Origin of the sequence: Rhodoferax sp. (genome assembly GCF_030646845.1) — a bacterium.
Classification (GTDB): Bacteria; Pseudomonadota; Gammaproteobacteria; order Burkholderiales; family Burkholderiaceae_C; genus Rhodoferax.
This window is the reverse complement of the sequence record NZ_JAUSLE010000001.1, coordinates 1-20898: the sequence shown is the minus strand read 5'-3', so window position 1 is coordinate 20898 and position 20898 is coordinate 1. Positions and strand designations below refer to the sequence as shown.

The following is a 20898-nucleotide window of genomic DNA, read 5'->3' as shown; positions in this document are numbered from 1 at the left end:
CAGCGACCCCACCTGGCACATTGGCATCCTGCGCTACTTCAACCCGGTGGGGGCCCACGCCAGCGGCCTGATCGGCGAAGACCCGCAAGGCACGCCCAACAACCTGTTGCCGTTCGTGGCGCAAGTGGCCGTGGGGCGACGAGAGTTCCTGAATATCTGGGGCAGCGACTACGACACGCCCGACGGCACCGGTGTGCGCGACTACATCCATGTGGTGGACCTGGCGCTGGGGCACCTCAAGGCCCTGGAAAGACTGCAACAGCAGGCCGAGTGCCTGGCCGTCAACCTGGGCACCGGCGTGGGCTACAGCGTGCTGGAGATGGTGCGCGCCTTCGAGAAAGCCAGCGGCAAGCCCGTGCCTTACATAGTGGCGCCGCGTCGCACGGGTGACATATCCGCGTGCTACGCTGATCCGGCTCGGGCCTTGGCCCTGCTGGGCTGGCGCGCTGAACGCGGGCTGGAGGTCATGTGCGCAGATGCGTGGCGCTGGCAGAGTGCGAACCCCAATGGATATGGAGTGAACTAGCAATGGCAAAAGGGATGATTCTGGCTGCAGGCCAAGGCTCGCGGGTACGACCACTGACGAAAGATTTACCCAAGCCAATGGTGCCGATTCTGGGCAAGCCGGTGATGGAGTATCTGATTGAGCACCTCGCGCGCCACGGCATCACCGAGATCATGGTCAACGTGGCCTGGCATCACCAGAAGATTGAAAAATATTTTGGCGATGGCAGGCGCTGGGGCGTGCAGATTGGCTACTCCTACGAGGGTGTTCTCGACCATGGCGACATCCTGCCCCGTCCCATGGGCTCGGCCGGCGGCATGCGGCGCATCCAGGACTTCGGTGGCTTCTTTGATGAAACCACCTTGGTGCTGTGCGGCGATGCCCTGATTGACCTGAACATCACAGCAGCACTGGCGGAGCACCAGGCCAAGGGCGCCATCGCCAGTGTGGTCGCCCTTGATGTGCCGCTGGCGGACGTGCAGAACTACGGCATTGTGGTGGCGGCACCCGACGGGCGCATCCAGTCCTTTCAGGAAAAACCCAAACCGGCAGAGGCCAAATCCACGCTGGCCAGCACCGGCATCTATATTTTTGAGCCCGCGGTACTGGAGCTGGTGCCCCCGGGCCAGGTCTATGACATTGGCTCGCAATTATTCCCGCAACTGGTGGAGCAGAAGCTGCCGTTTTATGCCCAGAACCTGCCCTTCAACTGGATCGACATCGGCCGGGTCAGTGACTACTGGTCGGTCTTGCAGCGCGTGCTGCGCGGCGAAGTGGCCGAAATCAACATGCCCGGGCGCCAGGTCAAGCCCGGCATCTGGGTCGGACTCAACACTTCCATTGCGTGGGACAAGGTCACGATTGAAGGCCCGGTGTACATCGGCTCCAGCGTGCGCATCGAGCCCGGCGCCACCATCACGGGGCCGGCCTGGATTGGGCACGGCAGCCATATTCGCACTGGCGCCAAGGTGGTGCGCAGCATTCTGTTTGAGTACACGCGTATCGCCGCGGACATGCGATTCAGCGAGATGATTGTCTCGCCCGACTACTGCGTCGACCGGCACGGCGATACCCTGTACCGCGGTGACGACACCGCCCAGCTGCGCTGGGGCGATGCCAGGGCCTGAACGAGAATGCGCTTCCCATTTTGATTGAACTCATTGTTCTGTCTGGCGGATGCCGCTGCGGCACGCTTTGTTTCAGGACCATGACGCTGCGTTAGCCCGAACGGACTATGGACGCCGATGGAGTGCCCAAATAGCATCATGGCTAGGTTTGTCGCACGTCATCCATCAACATCAAAAGGGAAAAACAATGAACATCAAAGCACTCGTGAGCGCATCAATCATGGCGCTCAGTTCACTCGCAGCCAGCGCTGCGTCCACCAGCCCGGTCCAGGTGACTGGCCCGTCATTTGCCGACATTGAGTTGGCCTCATTCACCCTGGCCGAAACCTCCGACATCACCGGTGCAGTTGGTTTCGCACCTTATGTCTTGATAGCACCGGGCTTCCAGATCGCCTTGCCGTCTGTGACCTTCAGTTCCGTTTCAGTCTATAACACCGTTCAGGCCCTCACAACTTTGGCCTCATGGTCTGGCCCCAACTTCACCTTTTCAAATCTGGCGGCAGGCAACTACAGTCTGCGGACCGACGGCCTGGTAGGGGGCACCAACTTCATCGGCGCCCAGTTCACCGTCACCCCAGTGCCGGAACCCGAAACCTTCGCCATGCTGCTGGCTGGTTTGGGACTGGTGGGCGCCCTGGCGCGCCGTCGCGACAAGACCGCCACATCGTGAACGCCGTCAGGCCAAGCCGCTCCGCGGCGGCAAGTAGATAGGCCGTTCGGATGTCATCTTGTCATCAAACCTGAGGATTTCCTACCTAAAGGTACTGTTGTTCTGCAGGTACCTTGTCATCGAATTAAAAAGCTGCCTCAGTAAAGTTCTACCCATCAACAACCTTGAGGATTCTGATGGGAAAATATCTGCATTTACTGCGCACCTTGCTGGCCGGTGCGGCCTTGGCGGCTTGCCTGCCATCGGCCATGGCTACGGTGCTGAACTTTGACGACATAGCCGACGGCACGCTGCCTTTGAACTACGGCGGCCTTGACTGGTCGACCGCTGGCTGGATCGTGTTCTCCACTCCCGCTGCACCCTATACGCCGCATTCCGGCACCGGCCGCGTGACCACCGGTTTTATGGCGGATGACGCCAGCAGCGTGATCCGCTTCGGCAAGTCCACCAGCTTTGACGGCGCCTATTTCGCCGGCCTCGGCGGCGCAGTGCTGAGTTTCGATCTGCTGTTGAACGGTCAACTGGTGCACAGCTCGGTCACACTGGATCCCTCGGCTACACCGAGTTTTCTGGCCAGCGGCTATGCCGGCCTGGTCGATACGGTGATGGTGAGGAGCGCCAATCACGGCGAGTACGTGATGGACGACTTCAGCTTCGCCCAAGCCGTGCCCGAACCCGAGACTTATGCCATGTTGTTGGGCGGTCTGCTGGTCGTCGGCAGCATTGCCCGTCGTCGCAAACAACACGCCTGAAACAAGCCGGAGAACCCGCATGACACAACAAGATCGCCGCAGCTTTCTGCGCACCATGGCTTCCGCCGCCGGCGCCTCGGCTGCACTCGCCACCTTCCCGCCAGCTATCCAGCGAGCCCTCGCCATTCAGGCGAACAACCGCACCGGCACCATCCAGGACGTGGAGCACATCGTCATCCTGACCCAGGAAAACCGCTCCTTTGACCATTACTTTGGCAGCCTGAATGGCGTGCGTGGCTTTGCCGACCCCTTCCCGGTGCCGGTGGCTGACAAAACCGGCATCGCCGGCAAGAATGTCTGGGTCCAGCCCAACGCGGCAGTCGCTGCGCCTGGCCGTCCCGCGGTAAGCCCGGTGGCGCTGGCACCGTTTCATCTGAACACAGCACAGAACTTTGCCTATATGCGCGTCTCCGGCACGCCGCATAGCTGGAGCGATGCCGAGGCCGCATGGGATCAAGGGCGCATGAACGCCTGGCCGAAGGCCAAGGCAAACCATTCGATGGGTTATTTCAAAGAGAGTGATTTGCCCTTCCAGTTCGCGATGGCCAACGCCTTCACCATCTGCGACCACTACCACTGCTCGTTCCACGGTGGCACCAACACCAACCGCCTGTTCCTGTGGACCGGCACCAATGACCCGCTTAGTCAGGACAATGGCCCGTCCACCGACAACAGCCACGACTGGTTTAACGAGAATCCCCTGGATGACTACACGTGGACCACCTACCCCGAGCGTTTGCAAGACGCTGGCATCAGCTGGCAGGTCTACCAGAACATGGCAGACAACTTCACCGACAACTCGTTGGCAGGCTTTCGCCCCTTCCGTGATGCCGCGTACAAGCGCCCCGGCTATTCTCAAGAGTTGGAGGCGCGCGGCATCAGCACGCGGGACTTGGACAAGCTCAAGGAAGACGTGCTGGCGGGCAAACTGCCGCAGGTGAGCTGGATCGTCGCCACGGCCGAAGGCTCAGAGCATCCTGGGCCATCCAGCCCCGCACAGGGCGCTGATTACACGGCCAAGGTGCTGGACGCGCTGACCGCCAACCCCGAGGTCTGGAGCAAGACGGCCTTTTTCATCAACTTCGACGAGAACGACGGCTTCTTCGACCACATGCCACCACCAGCGGCGCCGTCCTATGTGAGCTGGGATGCCGATCCGGCTAAAGCGCAGTTGGCGGGCGCGTCCACTGTGGACACGACAGGCGAGTACCACGAGCACCTCAATGGCACCGACGCCACACACCAACACAAACCCTACGGCGTCGGTCCACGCGTGCCGATGTATGTGATCTCACCCTGGAGCAAGGGCGGCTGGGTCAACTCCGAGGTAAATGACCACACTTCGGTGATCCGTTTTATTGAGAAGCGCTTTGGCGTGATGGAACCAAACATCAGCGCCTGGCGGCGTGCCGTTTGCGGCGACTTGAGCTCGGCCTTCAACTTCGTCGACCCGGAAGACAGCGCCTTCTTCGCCACGTTGCCTAATACACTTGCCTTGGCCACTCGTGCCCGCGCCTTGCCCAACACCACCACTCCGCCCGCACCTGCGAGCCTGGTTGCCCCGGTGCAGGCCGCTGGCCCACGCCCGGCGCGCGCTCTGCCCTATGAGTTGCATGCCACAGCACGCATCGTGGTCAACCCCGGCCGCGTCGGCTCCACCCGCGTTGAGTTGCTTTTCGCCAATACCGGCGAGGCCGCCGCTGTGTTCCATGTGTATGACCGCCTGAACCTGACCGCACTGCCACGCCGCTACACGGTGGAAGGCGGCAAGCAACTCGACGGTAGCTGGCAGCCCGCCACCACCGGGGCCTATGACCTCTGGGTGCTGGGCCCGAACGGCTTCCACCGCCATTTCACCGGTAATTCTCGCCGCGTGGCCGCCGCCGCCCAGCCCAACCCCGAAGTGCGGGTGACGCTGGACGGGGTCAACGGCGAACTGATCGTTGAGCTGGCCAACAGCGGCAGCTTCGCCTGTACCTTCAGCTTGCTGGCAAACAAGTACTACGCCGTTGCGCCGCAGATCCATAAATTGGCAGCCCGCAGCAGCACCACTTTACGTTTGCCCTTGCAGGAGAGCGCGCATTGGTATGACTTCAGCGTCCGAGTCGCTGGCCAGGCCGACTACAGCCGCCGCTTTGCCGGCCATCTGGAAACCGGCCAGGCCTCCATCAGCGACCCGGCGTTGCAAGGTGCGGCCCTGCTGAATCAGTACCGCGTGCAAGCCTGATCTTCTTTTCCCTTTTTACTTTTTCCTTTTTACTTCGGAGTTAACTATGAAAATTTCTCTAATACGTGCCGCTGCCGCACTGTCCCTTGTTGCATGCAGCTTGGGTGCACATGCCGTCGACTTCGGCAGCAATCTGATCATCAATGGCAATGCCGAGGCTGACGTGAGCGGCTGGACCGCCTTTGATGGCGTCGACCTGTTTCAATCAGTGGACTACGGCAGCAACTGGGTTTTGCCCAGCCAACCCGGCCCGGTGGATCGCGGCAGCAAGATGTTCGCTGGCCAGAGTTCGGCTTTCTCGGTTGGCTATCAGCTGCTTGATGTCAGCGCGCTCACCACGGCGTTTGCCAAGGGCACGACCGCGTTCGACCTGAGTGGCTACCTGGGCGGCTGGACCAGCCAGGGCGACAACGCCCTGCTCTATGTGTCGTTCATGGACGTCGCCAACCAGGAGATCGGCTCGGCCCAGCTGGGTCCGGTGACACCGGCAGATCGCGGCAACAGCACCGGCCTGCTGTTCCGTGAGACCCATGGATTTGTGCCGGTCAACACCACACAGATCCAGTTTGCCTTGTCAATGGAGCGTATGGCCTCCAATGACAACGACGGCTATGCCGACAATTTGTCCTTCACGGTGAGTGCTGCGCCAGTGCCCGAACCAGAAACCTTCGCCATGCTGCTGGCGGGCTTGGGACTGGTGGGCGCCATTGCACGTCGCCGCAACAAGACCACCTCAGCCTGAACGACAACGAGAGTCTCATTCACTCTCAAAAAAAGACTGCTTGGCAGTCTTTTTTTTCCCAACCAACTGTCGTCATGGCTCTGACATTGTCAGCGGATATGGTTGTCGGTTGCCGTGATTGTTTGACACTGAATGGAGAACGATGAAACTGATTGACTTGACGACTCATATGTTCCTGTATCCCATACTCGGTGCCGATTCGAATGAAAAGTCCAGGAACATCTGGTGCGCCAACGACAAAGCCACGGTCTGGCAGGACTGGATGGTGCGTGAGCATTTGCCCAAAGTCGGGAGTTGATCCATGAGGGACATCAAGCTCCCACCACACACCCAAGCCAGCCCCAAACCGGGCAGCTTGACGGAGCTGATGCGCAGCAGTCCATGGCGCACCCCTGTTACAAGCGGCCTGCTTGCCCTCAACCTGGCAGCTTTCATCGTCATGCTGATGTATGGCGCTGGGCTTTGGCACTCATCCAATGGCGTGCAGTTGGCCTGGGGGGCCAACTTCGGGCCTGCTACCCAGGACGGCCAGTGGTGGCGGCTTTTCACGGCCCTGTTTGTGCACTTTGGCATCGTGCACCTGGCGCTGAACATGTGGGCCTTGTGGGACGTGGGACGGTTGGTCGAGCGTTTGTATGGGCGTCTCCGATTTGCCATGCTGTATCTCGGCAGTGGTGTCGTGGGCAACCTTTCTTCACTTGTGGTGCAGGGTAACCAGGCAGTGTCTGGAGGCGCCTCAGGCGCGATTTTCAGCCTCTACGGAGCACTGCTGGTTTTCTTGTGGCGAGAGCGTCGGCAGGTGGACCGCGGTGAGTTCCGATGGTTGTTTGGCGCGGCTTCTGTCTTTATCCTTTTGATTCTGGGCATGGGCCTTGTCGTGCCGGGAATCGACAACGCGGCGCATGCTGGCGGCTTGGTGGCTGGGGCGCTGCTGGGCAGCATGCTGGCCCGGCCGTGGACCAGCGAGAGCCCCTGCCCCCAGCGCCTGCAATGGGTGGCAACGTTTTCGCTGACTTTGGGCATTGCGGTTTTGGTGATGCGCGTTCCGCCTCCAATCTACCTGTTTGGCGAGGAGTTGCGAGCCCGCGGGGCAATACTTGAGTTCTTGCATGAAGACCAGCGCATTAGCCAGAACTGGGATGCGATTCTTGAAACGGGTCGTCGCAATGGCTTGTCATTTGATCAGCTGGCTGGCAGCATTGATGCCAACGTCACTACCGTTTACCGAGATAGTTTCGAGGCACTGCGTGCGGCCAATCCGGTTTCTGCAGCCCCATCCGCCAGAACCCTCGAAGCTCTGCAAACCTACGCCAGCTTCCGTGCGAACGCCGCCAGCGATCTGGCAAACGGATTGCGTGCCAACGACCCAGGAAGAATTCGCGACGCTTTGGAGCTGGCCCAAAAGAGGCCGGCCATACTCGCTCCATGACGCCCAGCGGAGCTTAGTAGCCCGTGAATTCGGGTCGCGGCCCGGCCGGCCCCGGTTCCCCGATCTGGAAACGTGCCAGGACTTCACGGTGCCGGCACCACAAGGTGCGCAGGCCGTCGATGCCAAGATCCTCGCTGCTGCTGGATTCCAGCCGAAACAGAAGGGTGAGCATGGCGCGCAGATCCTGAAATGTCTGACTATCCGGAGTGGGCCCCTGGCGATGTGGCAGATCGCCGTCCATCAGGAGTCTGATAACAGAGCTGTCCGCCAGGTCGAGGCAACAACGTTCAGAAAGCTCTGCGATCACCCGACGCAGGGCCGCGAGATCTTTGGAGGCTTGGGTCCCCGGTGGCATTGACAGGTTCATGTTCACGCTTTCGTCAGAGCTGCATGACGATGTTCATCATTTACCAGCCGAGCTGGCCTCCACTATGGCGAGTTTCTGGTACAGCAGTGTGACGGCGCGAGAAACCTGTCTGAACGCCCTTCCATACGACGACGTCCGATACCACCAATCAGACCGAGCCCGGCAAGCATCATCGCGAACGTCTCAGGCTCCGGAACGGGCGTCATGACAACGCTGTTGATCCAGGAGGAATAGGCGGAAAGAACTATCCCTCCGCCGCCCGTGCCGTACTGCCCGCTTGTCGCCGGACCGGACGAGAACTTGGCCTCGAAGGTATTGATGCCGGCCAATTGCCATTGCCCGTGCACATCGATGAATGCGGCACTGCCAGAGTCACCACCGACGAGGGACGCTTCCCGGTCTGCGCCGAGGGTTCCGTTGGGGGCAATATTCGCGCCGAGTCGATTAGTTGAAAGGTCGGGACCGTCATAGTCGAAAAGGTAGACGTGCTTGGTGCCAGCTGCATCGGCGAACAGTACGTCCGCAATATTTTCTCCGGTTCTCTTGGACGTGGTGCTGCCCGCGTAGCTGACGAAAGTCAGGTCTCTGCTTTGGAGATTGCCGGTGTAGAGGTTATAGACAGGCACATCCGCAGACACTGCGCTGGACAGCTTGATGATCGCGAGGTCGCCATGATTGGTCGGATCACCCTGGAAATTTCCATTTGAACTGCCGGTGTAAGCCGGATTAACGAAGACCTGGCTCGCCGACATGGCGTAACTGGTCCCCGCATTGACCTGAAAACTGATTTCTGAAAGATCGGCACCGGCTACCACGTGCGCAGCGGTAAGCACATAACCGGGTGCAATCAAGGTCCCCGTGAACTTGCTGGCACCAACACTGAGGCTGCCCACACCGGACCAGGGCGAATCCGCAACGTTGGGAGCCACACCCGCGCCGCCCACCAGCGCGAACGCACTCAGAGGCGCGACAAGGGTGCCAACAAGAGCGCACCATGCTCGGTATCGGCCTATCAATGACATTGTGTCCCGGGCACTCATGGTAGTGAGTCCAGTGACAGCGACGAATGGACGAGGCTGGCCGGCGTGTGCGAATGTGAAAATTTTGTCATGGCAGGAATAGGTTCAAGTTCTGCTGGGAGTGTGCTCTCACCGTATTACCGGAGTTCGCGACCAGTGCCTGTGAAACATGAGCCGTAAAGACTACGAAATTCACGCCGGAGACGTCCAAAGGGTTCCGGCTGAACGATCTATTTCGGCTGGGGCCCCAACTCTGTGGTCTGCACAGAGACGTCAAACAGGCGGGCCTTACCGGCGTAGTAACGGTCAAGACGCCATTCCTCAAGAACCTTCAACGCCAAATTGAAATGATCGTAATCGAGCTTGTAGAGGTCCGAGACCGGGAAGTCCGCCTCGGACGCCAATGCAAGCACAAGCCTGGCCAGCATCTGGGATGACACACTGCCTGGATTCTTTTCAATAAGAATTCGAGCTGCTTTGATGGCACGCATGAGTTGACCTTTCAGATAACCACCAAGACTTCTACGAAATCACAGTGTCAGTCGCATTGAAGCTATGCCGGATTTTAGACGGACGGGATTGTCTGCCAGACCGTGAAAGGTTTTACTGAAAGTTGAAATATGTGGACCGAAACGGGTGAAGTCCAACGCCGCTCTGCAGCTGACAACGAGCACGGTGCTCAGGAAGGCCTGCGACGGCGCGTCATCAAACCAATGAAGCCCAAGCCAGCCAACACCATGACATCGGTGTCGGGCTCAGGAACGCTTTGGACCAGAATGGTGCCTACTGGGTAAGACCTGTCCTCAATGGAAAGAATGGACAGGTTGATCATCTCCCTGCCCAAGGCACGGATATCAATACTGCCGCCGAGATTCGTGACGTCACGGTAAACGCCGCCGATATCTTGTCGCGCAGTCAATTCGATCCGACCAGATGTGAGAGAGAGCATTCCAGAGGCATCCATTGCATCACGGCTCGTCACAGCGAGAGGTCCATCTGCGAACGCGACCTCTTGGCGTTGAGCAAATCTGACTCTCTCTGTGTACCGCGTGTCAAATTCAAACCATGCAATCACCCCATCCCTCACCTCTTGCACCAAAGGTTCCGCATACGACGATACCGGCAACGATGAGACGAACGCGGCAGCGATCGCCCCGATGAGCCTGGCCTTCAAGGGCGTGGATCCAGGATGCGACCTCTGCGTCGTCGACATCTCAAGCGCTCCTGCACCGACGCGCCATGAAACCCACAAACCCCAGACCGGCCAACAGCATGGCGTAGGTTTCCGGCTCTGGCACAGCGGCGATCGTGAAGCTGCCATTCAGACTTGCGCCTGCTTCAGCCAGCGCAAAGGCTGAGGTGCTCTGGGCAAAGCTGGCGTTCGCCAGGCTTGACCCGGTGAGCATGTAACTGCTGAAGGTAAGGTCCTCGCCTACTATGCCGGCGAAGCTGAAGCTCACCGCCCGGTCGCCGCTTTGCTGCACGTCCCACAGGTATTCGCCAACCACGTCGGTGCCGCGTGACACCGACAAGCCAAGCCCAAGGTAGCCGCCGTTGACCATGCTATTGAGGTCATACAGGGCGCTTGCATTGCCCGCAAAACTGACATTGACTGCGGAGCCATTGGTTTCACCGGCCTGACCCACAATCTTGAGCGTCACCGCCGTCATATCGATGAAAGCATCCTGCTGATGACTGGCAACAGTCATTGCATCCGACGTTGTGGCGCCCAGCGAGTGACTGAGACTCATCGACAGATCCGTACTGCCTGCTGAAAACGTCAGGTAGGCATCAGCCACATAGCTGTGTGTTAGCGAGCCATTGGTCAACGATGTGTCGAACACATTTGCACCGAACACGGCGACGTCACCTGACTGGGCCGACAAGTCCATCGCAGCATCGCTGACCGCAGCGCCATTGGTCGTGGCACTGTAGCCACCGGCAGCCAGGTAGTCGACCCGTTCAAAATAGGCGGCCTGTGCGGCGCTTGCCAGGCCCACCAACAAGAGGGCTGCCAGAAGGGGTTTGAATTGAGTTTTCATTGTGCCTGTCTCAGGTTTGTTTCAGCAGAAATCACTGACGTGTGATGCGGTTTTGCGGCCCAGGAGCCACACCCGCGGGGTTGGCCGTCAAATAGGCCTCAAGTGCATCGGTGTCCACTTCACCACCCAGGCGGTCTGTGCCACCGGTCAGCACGGTGAAGGTGTCACCCCCATCGGCCAGGAAGCTGTTGACCGTAATGCGGTAGCTGCCAGCCATGTCCACCGGAACTCCACCGATCGTCACCGAGCCGGGAACCACGTAGTTGTTGCCACGCACCGAATTGATGAATTGCACACCTTCAGCAGCCGTCAGGTTGACGTTGAGAGGCAACGGGAAGTTATGGGTGTAAGCGAATCCGGCGGACACCTGAAGAATGCGGGGGAAGGTTTGTGCCACACCCCACTGTTGTTCCAGCATCGCATAAATCTGCGCCCCGGTCACCGTCAAGGTCACAAGGGAATTGCCGAAAGGTTGCACTGTGAAGGCCTCGCCATACGTCACATTGCCATTGACCTTCCCTACAGCAGCGAACGGCAGATCGGCACGGATGCCGCCTGGGTTCATGAAGGCGGCCAGGGCAGCGCCGGTGCTGACACTGCTGGTGGCAGCCAGTTGAGCATCGGCGATCACGTCGCCGAGCGCAGATTCCCCCGCGTTATTGGCAGCTCGGGTGATGGTCGCAGCAATAGTACCGACCACGCGGGCGGCGGGCACCGCAGACAGGGATACATAGTGATTGACTACCTCCAGCAGGCTGGGGTCCTGTACCACGGCGCTGGTGCTGGTGCCAACGTTCATGTTGCTGGCGGTAATGGCCACAGCATCCTTGGTGCGGGTGTCGATGGTGACATCGATATCGCTCAGAGCGCGCGCGTACTGGCCCGCGGAGGTGACCCGTACGGGCTTGCCGGCAACGTTGTTGATCAGGCAGCTGTAGGCTTGGTGTGTGTGGCCAGAGATCACCAGATCAATGGCGGGGTCAAGCCGGTTGACGATATCGACGATGGCACCCGAAATACCGGTGCAACTGCCTGACGTGATCGTGGGAAAACCACCTTCGTGAATCAACACCACAATAGTTTCGATGCCTTGTGCCTTGATCTGCGGCACCAGGGCATTGGCGGTATCAGCCTCATCCTTGAACTGCAGACCGGACACGCCCGCGGGTGAAACGATGGTCGGCGTGCTCTCGAGTGTCATCCCAATAAATGCCACTTTGTTGCCAAGAAAGTTCTTGACGCCCACGCCAGGGAAAAGGGTGGTGTTGTTGTCGGAATCCAGCACGTTGGCAGCGAGGAACTTGAACTCGGCGCCGCGAAACTCACCTGCCTTCAGGTCGGCTGCCAAGCCGACGCCCGAGAACAGGTCAGTGGGATGATTTCCACCGTTTTGCATACGCAACAGTTCGGTCTTGCCTTCGTCAAATTCATGGTTGCCCACTGCGTTGAAGTCGATGCCGATGCGGTTCATCGCTTCGATGGTCGGTTCATCCTTGAACAGCGCAGAGGTCAGTGGGCTGGCGCCGATCATGTCGCCGGCGGAAACCACGGCATGCAGCGGATTGACTGCCTTCAGCTCCTTGATTTTGGTGGCGAAGCGTGCAACACCAGGATTGCTGGACGATCCCTCGCCAGACTTGATATAGCCGTGAAAGTCATTGAAACCGATCAGCTTGATCTTCAGCGTGGTGCCCACACCGGACTGCAGCGCACCCGCCATCAACTTGCTGCGCTCCACTGCGGTGATTTTTCGTTGCTTGAGCAAGTCAAAGCTGACCTGGGACGCATGTGCGAGGAATGCCTGCTGACTACCCCAAGCCTGTTCATCGTTGAGGAGATCGTCGATAGTGCAGGCACCGCTGACGGCACGGTTGGTGACACCCGTATCGTAGGCGCCGACCAAGACCGATGCGGACGTATCCGGCGTCAGGCAGTCAGCTTGCGCCACAACGGGTACAAATGCGGCAGCGACAAGCGCTGCAAAGAGTGACTTTTTCATTTCGTTGGTTCCTGAAAGACGTTTTCTGTTTCTGAAAGATGAAGGTGGGGGGACCCTCGTCCACCCGGTCGTGAAAATCCGGGGTCAGTTGGGGGCGGGGGCACCCAGGCCCGACGCCTGTGCGGCGACCATCAGCTTGCTGCGTTCGGCGGAGGTGATCTTTCGCAGCTTGAGCAAATCAAAACTTACCCGGGATACATGCGACAGGAAAGCCGACTGGCTACTCCATGCCTGCTCGTCGAAGATGAGATCGTCGATCGTGCAGCCTTTGTCAACCGCGCGATTGACAACACCGCTGTTGGTGTCACCCAGCATCACGACCGCAGACGGGTCGGGATTGGTACACGTACCCACCGGGACGAGGTTCAGGCCAACAATTACCGGATCATGATCCGAATTGCGGAAGGCGTCCGCCGCATACAGGCTGCCGATCTGCGCCGCGCTCTTGTAGTTGGTGTTGTAGTCGAGTGCGTTGGGCTCATCCGCATTGACATGCCAGTCCGCGACACCGGTTACTTGCGCCGCCATGGATGGGGTAGCCAAGGCATGGTCAAGATAGCCCCACTGACCATCGAACACATAGCTGTAGGCATCTGCACCACCGTGGAGTTCGATCAGGTTCACCCAGCCATTGCTTGTGAACGCGGCGATCGGGTCTTCCTTGGCATTGGCATTCAGATCCCCGATGACCAGGACATCCGGGTCTGCGGTCCCCGTGGGATTGCCTGCAAGCCACGCGCGTAGCAGGTTGGCAGCCTGGACACGCACGCCATTGCAGTTGCCCTGTCCATCGCCTGCATCCGGCGCGTCACAGGCGCTGCCCTTGCTCTTGAAGTGGTTCACCACTGCAATGAAGCGCTCACCGTCACCTGCCCCCCCGATTAGCTGAAATGCCTGGGCCAATGCCGGGCGATTCCGTGGCCCACTGTCGCCGCCATTCTGGAATGCCGTCGAATTGAGCGCGCCCGTAGTCCCCACTGGCGTGACCCTGGCCGGGCGGTAAATGAAACCGACCTTGATGGCATCGGTGCCCATGGCATTGGTCTGAGCCGTGCGGGCATCCACATCCAGCAGCGCGTAGCTGTCCGGTGCTGTCACGGCGTTCAGTGCATCGACCAGGTTACGGATGGCGCTGTTGCTGCCGTAACCGTCATTTTCAATCTCGACCAGACCCACTACATCGGCATCCATTCCCACGAGGGCGGCGATGGTCTTGGCCTGTTGACGCGTGAATTCGGTGCTGTTGTCGGCGCCACGGCAATCCATCGCGGTACCTGAGACGCCGCCGGTGCACCCGTTGAACGTATTGAAGTAGTTCAGCACATTCATTCCGGCCACACGCAGTGAACCACCCAGGCCAGGCGCCGTGTCTGGCCGCGGATTCACGGCATGGAAATACGGCATGCTGGAATCCAACGCGTTCTGCGGGCGCACGCGCCAGGCATTGCCACTGGCGGCATTGCCGCTCCATGTGTACGTCATCACGCCGACTATGCCGGTGGCACTGTCACCGCCGCGAAGTGTATTGGTGGCCGACAGAGGCTGACCATTTCGGCCAAATGCAATCAACTCGGGGTTCTCCGCGTTTGTCGCATCGTCCAGAATGATGCGACCAAGTTGATTCTGTGCCTGCACTGCCATGGCGGCTGCGCCGGGCGTCGCCACGTTGGTGGGCTGAACCTGGCGACCGTCGACCGAAAGTACCAGCTGACCGAAGCGGGCCAGTTGGTAGTGCTCGGTGACATACAGGGCCTGTGGCAGGCGCACCAGCATGCCCTCATAGCGTTCGGAGTCATCGGCCGAAGCCATCGGCAGCATCACGTCCACCGGTGCCACGCTCCCTGTACCGCACTGCTGAATGGCAGTAGCGGTGACTTGCGTCTGGTTCTGGTATTCACTCACGCCGCCGGTGATACGCACGACCTGGCCGAGCTGAACATTGTTATTGCCGGCGTTGTAGACAAAGACTGCGTCAGACGTTGCTGGATCGTTGTCACCCACCAGATCCTGAAGATAGAAGCCGCGCAGCGCGGGTGAAGGTCCCTCAAAGTCTCCCACCACCACGCCCTGCGTGGTCACCAGGCTGCCAGACAAGGGGCTGACGCCAGTGCTGCCTTGAATCGTATAGGCTGCCGTGTAGGGCGCGTCACAACCCGCAGCAGCCGGCGCCACGGAGAAGCTGGCAACAAAATTGGACGTCATGGCATCCGGACTGCCATCCTGATCCGTGACGCCGGCTGCCATGACGTCAAGCGTGCATGTCTCGCCCGCCACGAAATCGCCTGTCGGGTCCAGCGTAAGACTTGAGGCGCTGCCGCTGACCATGGTGGTCCTGACGCCGCTGCTTGAACAGTTCAGGGTGTACCAGGCACCGCTGACACTGACGGGCTCGGAGAAATTCACTGTCACACTGGCATTGACTGCCACATTGCTCGCCGCATTCGCAGGCACCGTACTCGACACGGTGGGAGCAACATCACCACCGCTGCCCGTGGATCCGGCGTAGACGCCCAGGTCCGTGAAGTCATCCTTTGCAAATCCGTCCCAATCCAGCGCTGGGTCGAAGTCATCATTGGGGTTCGTGTCGCCGCCCGTGACGGAAGTCTTGCGGCGCAAGGTATTGTCGGCGGTGCTGACAAGCCCCGTGCCCCACTCCGAGGTGGGGTTTGCGCCAATCTTGCCGATCGAATCGATGACGACATCGCCTTTCATCAACACCACCGAGTCGTTGCCGTTGTACCAACTTCCACCAATGGTTTGGTTGGCCTTTCCCAAAATCTCAGCAATCGCACCCGAATTCGCCAACACAAATGAACCCCCAGGCGGCACTGTTCCCGTCAGGTTGACGGTTGCGCCCGCGGTTAGAGTCGCATTGAAATACATCTTCAAAGCGTACCCACCAGCTGTCAAATCAACGGGCAAACTGGTACCGTTGTGGATCTCCACCGCTTTGTTATTGCTCGAGCCCTCGACATACTCCGAGATGTAGAGATCGGTGGCGGCAAAGGTAGCGGATCCAGCCGCGCACGCCAGCCCGGCAATCAAGCTCCGCGCCAGCCTGCTCATGCGACATACATTCAAAGAATCAGTATCGAGGTTCATGTGATCTCTCTCCAAAATCAAGCATCGGAAACCGAAAGGCTTCCGATTTGCTACGGATCGTAGAGACGGCTCGTTACAGGCAGTCGATGAAAAGACTTCTGGGAGATAGTCCGAACGGACGGCACCTGCGCCCGCCCTTCAGGCAAGCTAGGAAAATCGTGGCCGAGCATGCCAACCAAAGGCCGGTCCCTGGATGAAGCTGCACTTGATTTGAGAGCGGGATCCATTGAAGAAGCTCAATCCGCCAATGCAAACGGGTCAAATCCAGTCTTCCGTTGTCATCACCCTGCAACATCAGGCTGAGAAGCTCTGCACCCAAGTCCGACGGAAGCATTAATGTTCACTCAAGAAACTGGCCTCACTGCGTTACCTACCAATCCGCTGATCCCACTGCCTTACGCCAACTCGACCAAATCGGGTTTTGCAAGAAGCGCATACCTGAAGTTCAAGGACCTACAAGGAGCAACTTCCGTCAGGCAATTGCACCAGGTTCTGGCACCGGTGGCCGATACGATGCTTTGCTGCGAGGTACTGAGTCTGTTCCTGGAAGACGAAACGCTATCGGCCATCCCCGTGGTTGATGGGATCGGCATACCGCGCGCATTGATCGAGCGGCACGCCTATATTGAATACTTCAGTCGCCTCTATTCCGTCGAGCTTTTTGGGAAGAAGCGACTTGAGCAACTGGGTGAGTTGGCCGCAGGGATCAACAAGCAACCGATCGTCGTTGACTCTGCCACCAGCATTGATGACGTGGCGGCGATCATCATTGATGCCGGCATGCAGCACATGGTCAGTGGATTCATCGTGACCGAAGGTGAAAAATACCTGGGTGTAGGCAATGGACATGGCCTGCTCAACCATATTACCCAGCGCAAACAGGCTGAACTCTACTACCTGGCCCACTATGATCAACTGACGCGGATCCCCAATCGAATGCTGATGAACGACCGCCTGCAGATGGCCTGTCGTGATGCTGATCGGGGCAACACCCTGGTTGGCCTGATGTTTGTTGATCTGGATCGCTTCAAGCAAATCAATGACACGATGGGGCACAGTTTCGGCGACATTCTCCTGCAGGCGGTCGCAGAGCGGCTGGAGTCCTGCATCCGCGGCAATGACACTGTGGCACGACTGGGGGGCGACGAGTTTGCCGTCCTTCTGCAGAAGCTGGAGCACCCAAGCGACGCCGACACCACCGCACAAAGAATCGTCGAATCCTTTCGGATGCCCTTCAGCATTCTCGACCGTGAAGTATTCGTTACCGCCAGCCTTGGCGTTGCGATTTATCCACGCGACGAGCCAGATAGCTCCAACCTGCTCGCCAAAGCCGATGCGGCAATGTATGAAGCCAAGACAAGCGGTCGCAACGCTTTCCGTGTCTACAGACCCGGACTCTCAATGCACTCGATGGATCATTTGTCGCTTGAAGCAGACCTCAGGCACGCCATCAACCGCGGCGAGCTGGTGCTGCACTACCAGCCACAGGTGAACGTGGCGAGCGGAACGCTCATAGGCGTCGAGGCACTCGTCCGCTGGCAGCACCCTCAACGTGGACTGCTGTCGCCAGCCGCCTTCATCGGAATAGCCGAAGACAGCGGGATGATCATCGACATCGGAAATTGGGTTTTGCGTGAAGCTTGCCGCCAGCAACGCGCGTGGTCCTTAGTTCAAATTCCGCCATTGCGCATGGCGATCAATATCTCGGCGGTACAGTTCCGACGTGATGATTTCACCGACATAGTACGCACGATCATTCAGGAAACCGAAGTAGATCCGGCCTACATTGAGCTTGAGCTGACCGAGAACGTTGCCATGCATCATGCCGACGCCGTTTTGAACACACTGCGCGAGCTCAAGCGGATCGGCGTCAAACTGGCCATTGACGATTTCGGCACCGGTTTCTCCAACCTCAGCTACTTACAGCGGTTCCCCTTTGATCGCCTGAAGATTGACCAGTCCTTCGTCCGTGGCATAGAAAACATGCCGGCCAACAAGTCTATCGTGCAAGCGATCGTGTCCCTCGCCAGAAGTCTCTCGTTGGAGGTGGTCGCCGAAGGGGTGGAAACGGCCGCAGAGTATGAGCAAACCAGCGCTTGTGCTTGCGACGAAATACAGGGCTACTTTCACGCCCGGCCCATGCCGGCCGCTGACATATTGACCTGGTGGTCCGCGCCGAAATAGGGCGGCGCGAGGAGTCAGGTTTACCCATGTCGTGTCTATGCCGTGCCAAGTACGACGGCATGGCCACCGCTGCGATGCCCCCACTCAGTTGTCCTCATGGAGTTTCGCTTCTCTCGTTTGCTGCGATCAGCCTACGGATGGGACTAGCGCCCACTGGATAGCGCCCATGCTGGGCGCACCAAGAAAAAGGAAAGCCCCACAAGCTTTCGCCTGCAGGGCTTACGTTCATATCAGAACCAGCTCATTCAGTCCTTGTCGTGACCTTTGTCATGGCCATCGTGATGACCGTTATCGCCTTTCGTCTTCGGGCACGGCGCGGTGATCATGATGGTGCGATCAACCCCGCTGTCGGGGTGCTGCACGTTGACGTAGGCGACGTTCGGCTTGAACTTGTCGAAGTACAAACCGGTGCTTTCCGCGCCGACGGTCGACAGGCTGGCCCACTTGCCGACGGCTTCAGCCACGCCGTCATTGTTGTCGTCCTTGACGAACCAGATGTCTTCTACACCGCCGGGCTGGTCTTCCACGATGTACATGTTGCCATCAGCGTCAATCGCCAGGTTATCGGGGCTGCTGAAGGCGCTGCCGACCGGCTGACCGGTGGCCATGTCCTTCGTGTCACGGCTGACGAACAGCTTGACCATGTCGGTGCGCAGATCGATGGCGAATACCTTATTGTTGGTGGTAGTCGCCACGAACAACATCTGCTTGCCGTTTTTCAGAGTCTTGATTTCCAGATCTTCAGGACGGTCGAACTTGGTGCCCAGGAAGGCCGGTAGCTTCGGCGTTGCCCGACCATCGATGGCAGTCAGGCCGTTTGGATCAGTGACGATCACGGCGCCGGGCAGAGCGACACCGTTGGCATTGGTCAGCGCAATCCAGGTGGCAGCGCCAGCGGCTTCCTTGACCGAACCGTCGCCAACGCGCAGCACGAAGGTCTGACCAGCCGCGAAGAAGTCGTCACCATTGGAGGCATTCGGGTTGGCCGAGGTGAACTTGAAAATGTGGCTGTTGTTGCGTTCGTCGATGAAGTACAGATTATTCTTTTTGTCGAATGCCAGACCTTCGTGCGATACGCGTGGCAGGATGTCTCGATGCACCATGTTGATCTCAGCCGGGTTGGCGAGCGGGTTGGTGACTTCAAACAGGCGGCCGTACTTGCTTACCGGGCCGCCCGCATCGCTCCAGGACTCCTCCGCCGTGAGGAAGCTGCCCCAGGGGGTCCAGCGGGAGGCATCGAAGGCCACGTGACTGCCCGGTGCGGGTGCTGACCAGATGGTGGTAGTGAGCATGGTGCGCAAATCGGTGCGCTGAATGCCAGCTTGGCCGGTCTCGTACACGGTGAACAGGTAACGGCCGGCATCGGGGCCGTTCTCGTTCGCGGTGTGCATGTCGTAGTTGCCGCTGTCAAACCGATCCGTCTGATTCACATCGCGAGTCACGATGGTCATCTGGCTGAAGTTCGGGGAAGACAGCTTGTAGGGGGCGGCTTCAGGCAGGGTGCCGGCACCAACATCGCCAATCATAGGTGTGAAATGACTAAAGGTTGCGCCGTCCGCGAAAGCGGTCGAACCGACCAGCGCCATGGCAATGGCAAGCGACAATTTCTTGAGCTTCATGGAAAAGATATCCTTATAACGGTGAGTAAGTGAGTGACGCCTGTACCGAATTCGGGCCATCAAGCCTGATCCTTTCTTGGCGTACACAGTGTCAAGGTTTCGAAGGGCTGATCCAAGCATCGTTTTTGAAGGAAATCCGCGCTTGCCATCCATCGACCCGGTACAGGGACTACGGTATCAAGCCAACATTTCAGAGTTGTTGCGGTCTGTCCAAATAAATATGAGCCATCCGGCTCATACTGCGAGATATATATGAACCGAGCCCTGTTGAGCCAACACGATTTGGCTTCGCTGTTGACCCCAAGAAGCCACTGAAACGTAATGCTGGCGCGATTTCCAGACGGCTTTGTGCAACGAAATCACACGTCTTTTGTCTTTTGCTTTAATGCCACCTTGGCGACTACTGAGGTCGCGCGCATCCACCAGTCGAGCCACAGCTTGCCGTGCAAATGGAGGGACCCAACAACATTCCGTTCAGTCCGTGTAAACGGCGTTGACTGGCAAGAAGACCGAACACATTTTCCAGATCGGCGATGAGCGACGTATCGGCAGCGCTTTGGGTCCCGGCCTGTCAGGCGGTTGCCACTGCGGCTTTCTGGCCAAGCCCCCGCGACTCTTTCACTGACGCCCATTGCACCAACTCCAGGCGACCGTCCTGATGTTCTACCAACGCCGTGCGGCTCTCGACCCAATCGCCGTCATTGCAGTACAGCGTGCCATTGATGTCACGCATTTCGGCACGGTGGATGTGGCCGCAGACGACGCCCTGATGCCCACGGCGTTTCGCCTCATTGGCCACCGCCACCTCGAAGTCAGTGACATAGGCCAGTGCCTTCTTGACCTTGTGTTTGAGGTAGGCGGAGAGTGACCAGTACGGCAGCCCCAGGCGGGCCCGCCAATGGTTGAGGTGGCGATTGAGCTTGAGCGTGAATTCATACAGGTTGTCACCCAGGTAGGCCAGCCACTTGGCACACTGGATGACGCCATCAAACAGGTCGCCGTGTGTCACCCAGATGTTTCGCCCATCGGCCGTGGTGTGAATCGCGTCCTCCACCACTTCAATGCCACCAAACTGGTGTCCGATGAAGCCACGGGCAAACTCATCGTGGTTGCC

General features: G+C 58.9%; 18 protein-coding genes. 9 read left to right on the top strand and 9 right to left on the bottom strand.

What is annotated here, in order from left to right:
• The 8 genes from Q7T10_RS00090 to Q7T10_RS00055 form a co-directional block, all read left to right on the top strand.
• Window positions 1-526, top strand: a 526-nt coding sequence (locus tag Q7T10_RS00090) for a GDP-mannose 4,6-dehydratase (protein WP_304744553.1), incomplete at its 5' end; no start/stop codon positions are given.
• Between the two features lie 14 nt (window positions 527-540).
• Window positions 541-1632, top strand: coding sequence for an NDP-sugar synthase (locus Q7T10_RS00085; RefSeq protein ID WP_304744555.1), 1092 nt, complete (start codon window positions 541-543; stop codon window positions 1630-1632).
• 187 nt (window positions 1633-1819) lie between these two features.
• Entirely contained in the window at window positions 1820-2302 is a 483-nt protein-coding gene (locus Q7T10_RS00080) for an FxDxF family PEP-CTERM protein (RefSeq protein ID WP_304744551.1), read from the top strand.
• A gap of 176 nt (window positions 2303-2478) precedes the next feature.
• On the top strand, window positions 2479-3054 hold the full coding sequence (locus Q7T10_RS00075; RefSeq protein ID WP_304744549.1) for a PEP-CTERM sorting domain-containing protein: 576 nt from the start codon (window positions 2479-2481) through the stop codon (window positions 3052-3054).
• A 19-nt stretch (window positions 3055-3073) separates the two neighbouring features.
• On the top strand, window positions 3074-5281 hold the full coding sequence (locus Q7T10_RS00070) for a phosphocholine-specific phospholipase C (RefSeq protein ID WP_304744546.1): 2208 nt from the start codon (window positions 3074-3076) through the stop codon (window positions 5279-5281).
• Between the two features lie 46 nt (window positions 5282-5327).
• Complete coding sequence (locus Q7T10_RS00065; RefSeq protein WP_304744544.1) at window positions 5328-6023, top strand: PEP-CTERM sorting domain-containing protein; 696 nt, start codon at window positions 5328-5330, stop codon at window positions 6021-6023.
• Between the two features lie 142 nt (window positions 6024-6165).
• A complete protein-coding gene (locus tag Q7T10_RS00060; RefSeq protein WP_370653698.1) occupies window positions 6166-6321 on the top strand; it encodes a hypothetical protein in 156 nt (51 codons plus the stop codon).
• Window positions 6322-6324: 3 nt separating this feature from the next.
• Window positions 6325-7452 carry a rhomboid family intramembrane serine protease gene (locus tag Q7T10_RS00055; protein WP_304744542.1) on the top strand — a complete coding sequence of 376 codons (1128 nt, stop codon included), beginning with the start codon at window positions 6325-6327 and terminating at the stop codon, window positions 7450-7452.
• A 13-nt stretch (window positions 7453-7465) separates the two neighbouring features.
• On the opposite strand, the gene Q7T10_RS00050 is transcribed toward Q7T10_RS00055, so the two are convergent.
• The 7 genes from Q7T10_RS00050 to Q7T10_RS00020 form a co-directional block, all read right to left on the bottom strand.
• Complete coding sequence (locus tag Q7T10_RS00050; RefSeq protein WP_304744540.1) at window positions 7466-7825, bottom strand: hypothetical protein; 360 nt, start codon at window positions 7823-7825, stop codon at window positions 7466-7468.
• A gap of 56 nt (window positions 7826-7881) precedes the next feature.
• On the bottom strand, window positions 7882-8859 hold the full coding sequence (locus Q7T10_RS00045; RefSeq protein WP_304744538.1) for a trypsin-like serine protease: 978 nt from the start codon (window positions 8857-8859) through the stop codon (window positions 7882-7884).
• A 209-nt stretch (window positions 8860-9068) separates the two neighbouring features.
• The gene (locus tag Q7T10_RS00040; RefSeq protein ID WP_304744536.1) at window positions 9069-9329 is read right to left on the bottom strand and encodes a hypothetical protein; all 261 of its coding nucleotides are present in this window, start codon (window positions 9327-9329) and stop codon (window positions 9069-9071) included.
• Between the two features lie 188 nt (window positions 9330-9517).
• Window positions 9518-10012 (bottom strand): PEP-CTERM sorting domain-containing protein, encoded by a 495-nt coding sequence (locus tag Q7T10_RS00035; RefSeq protein ID WP_304744534.1) that lies wholly within the window; start codon window positions 10010-10012, stop codon window positions 9518-9520.
• A gap of 40 nt (window positions 10013-10052) precedes the next feature.
• Window positions 10053-10880, bottom strand: a complete 828-nt coding sequence (locus Q7T10_RS00030) for an FxDxF family PEP-CTERM protein (RefSeq protein ID WP_304744531.1) — start codon at window positions 10878-10880, stop codon at window positions 10053-10055.
• Between the two features lie 31 nt (window positions 10881-10911).
• Complete coding sequence (locus Q7T10_RS00025; protein WP_304744529.1) at window positions 10912-12879, bottom strand: bifunctional UDP-sugar hydrolase/5'-nucleotidase; 1968 nt, start codon at window positions 12877-12879, stop codon at window positions 10912-10914.
• An 84-nt stretch (window positions 12880-12963) separates the two neighbouring features.
• Window positions 12964-15981 carry an ExeM/NucH family extracellular endonuclease gene (locus tag Q7T10_RS00020; RefSeq protein WP_304744527.1) on the bottom strand — a complete coding sequence of 1006 codons (3018 nt, stop codon included), beginning with the start codon at window positions 15979-15981 and terminating at the stop codon, window positions 12964-12966.
• A gap of 336 nt (window positions 15982-16317) precedes the next feature.
• On the opposite strand from Q7T10_RS00020, the gene Q7T10_RS00015 reads away from it, so the two are divergent.
• Window positions 16318-18165, top strand: coding sequence for an EAL domain-containing protein (locus tag Q7T10_RS00015; RefSeq protein WP_304744525.1), 1848 nt, complete (start codon window positions 16318-16320; stop codon window positions 18163-18165).
• A 245-nt stretch (window positions 18166-18410) separates the two neighbouring features.
• On the opposite strand, the gene Q7T10_RS00010 is transcribed toward Q7T10_RS00015, so the two are convergent.
• Window positions 18411-19784 carry an alkaline phosphatase PhoX gene (locus tag Q7T10_RS00010; RefSeq protein WP_304744523.1) on the bottom strand — a complete coding sequence of 458 codons (1374 nt, stop codon included), beginning with the start codon at window positions 19782-19784 and terminating at the stop codon, window positions 18411-18413.
• 571 nt (window positions 19785-20355) lie between these two features.
• Window positions 20356-20898, bottom strand: a 543-nt coding sequence (locus tag Q7T10_RS00005) for a UDP-2,3-diacylglucosamine diphosphatase (RefSeq protein ID WP_304744521.1), incomplete at its 5' end; no start/stop codon positions are given.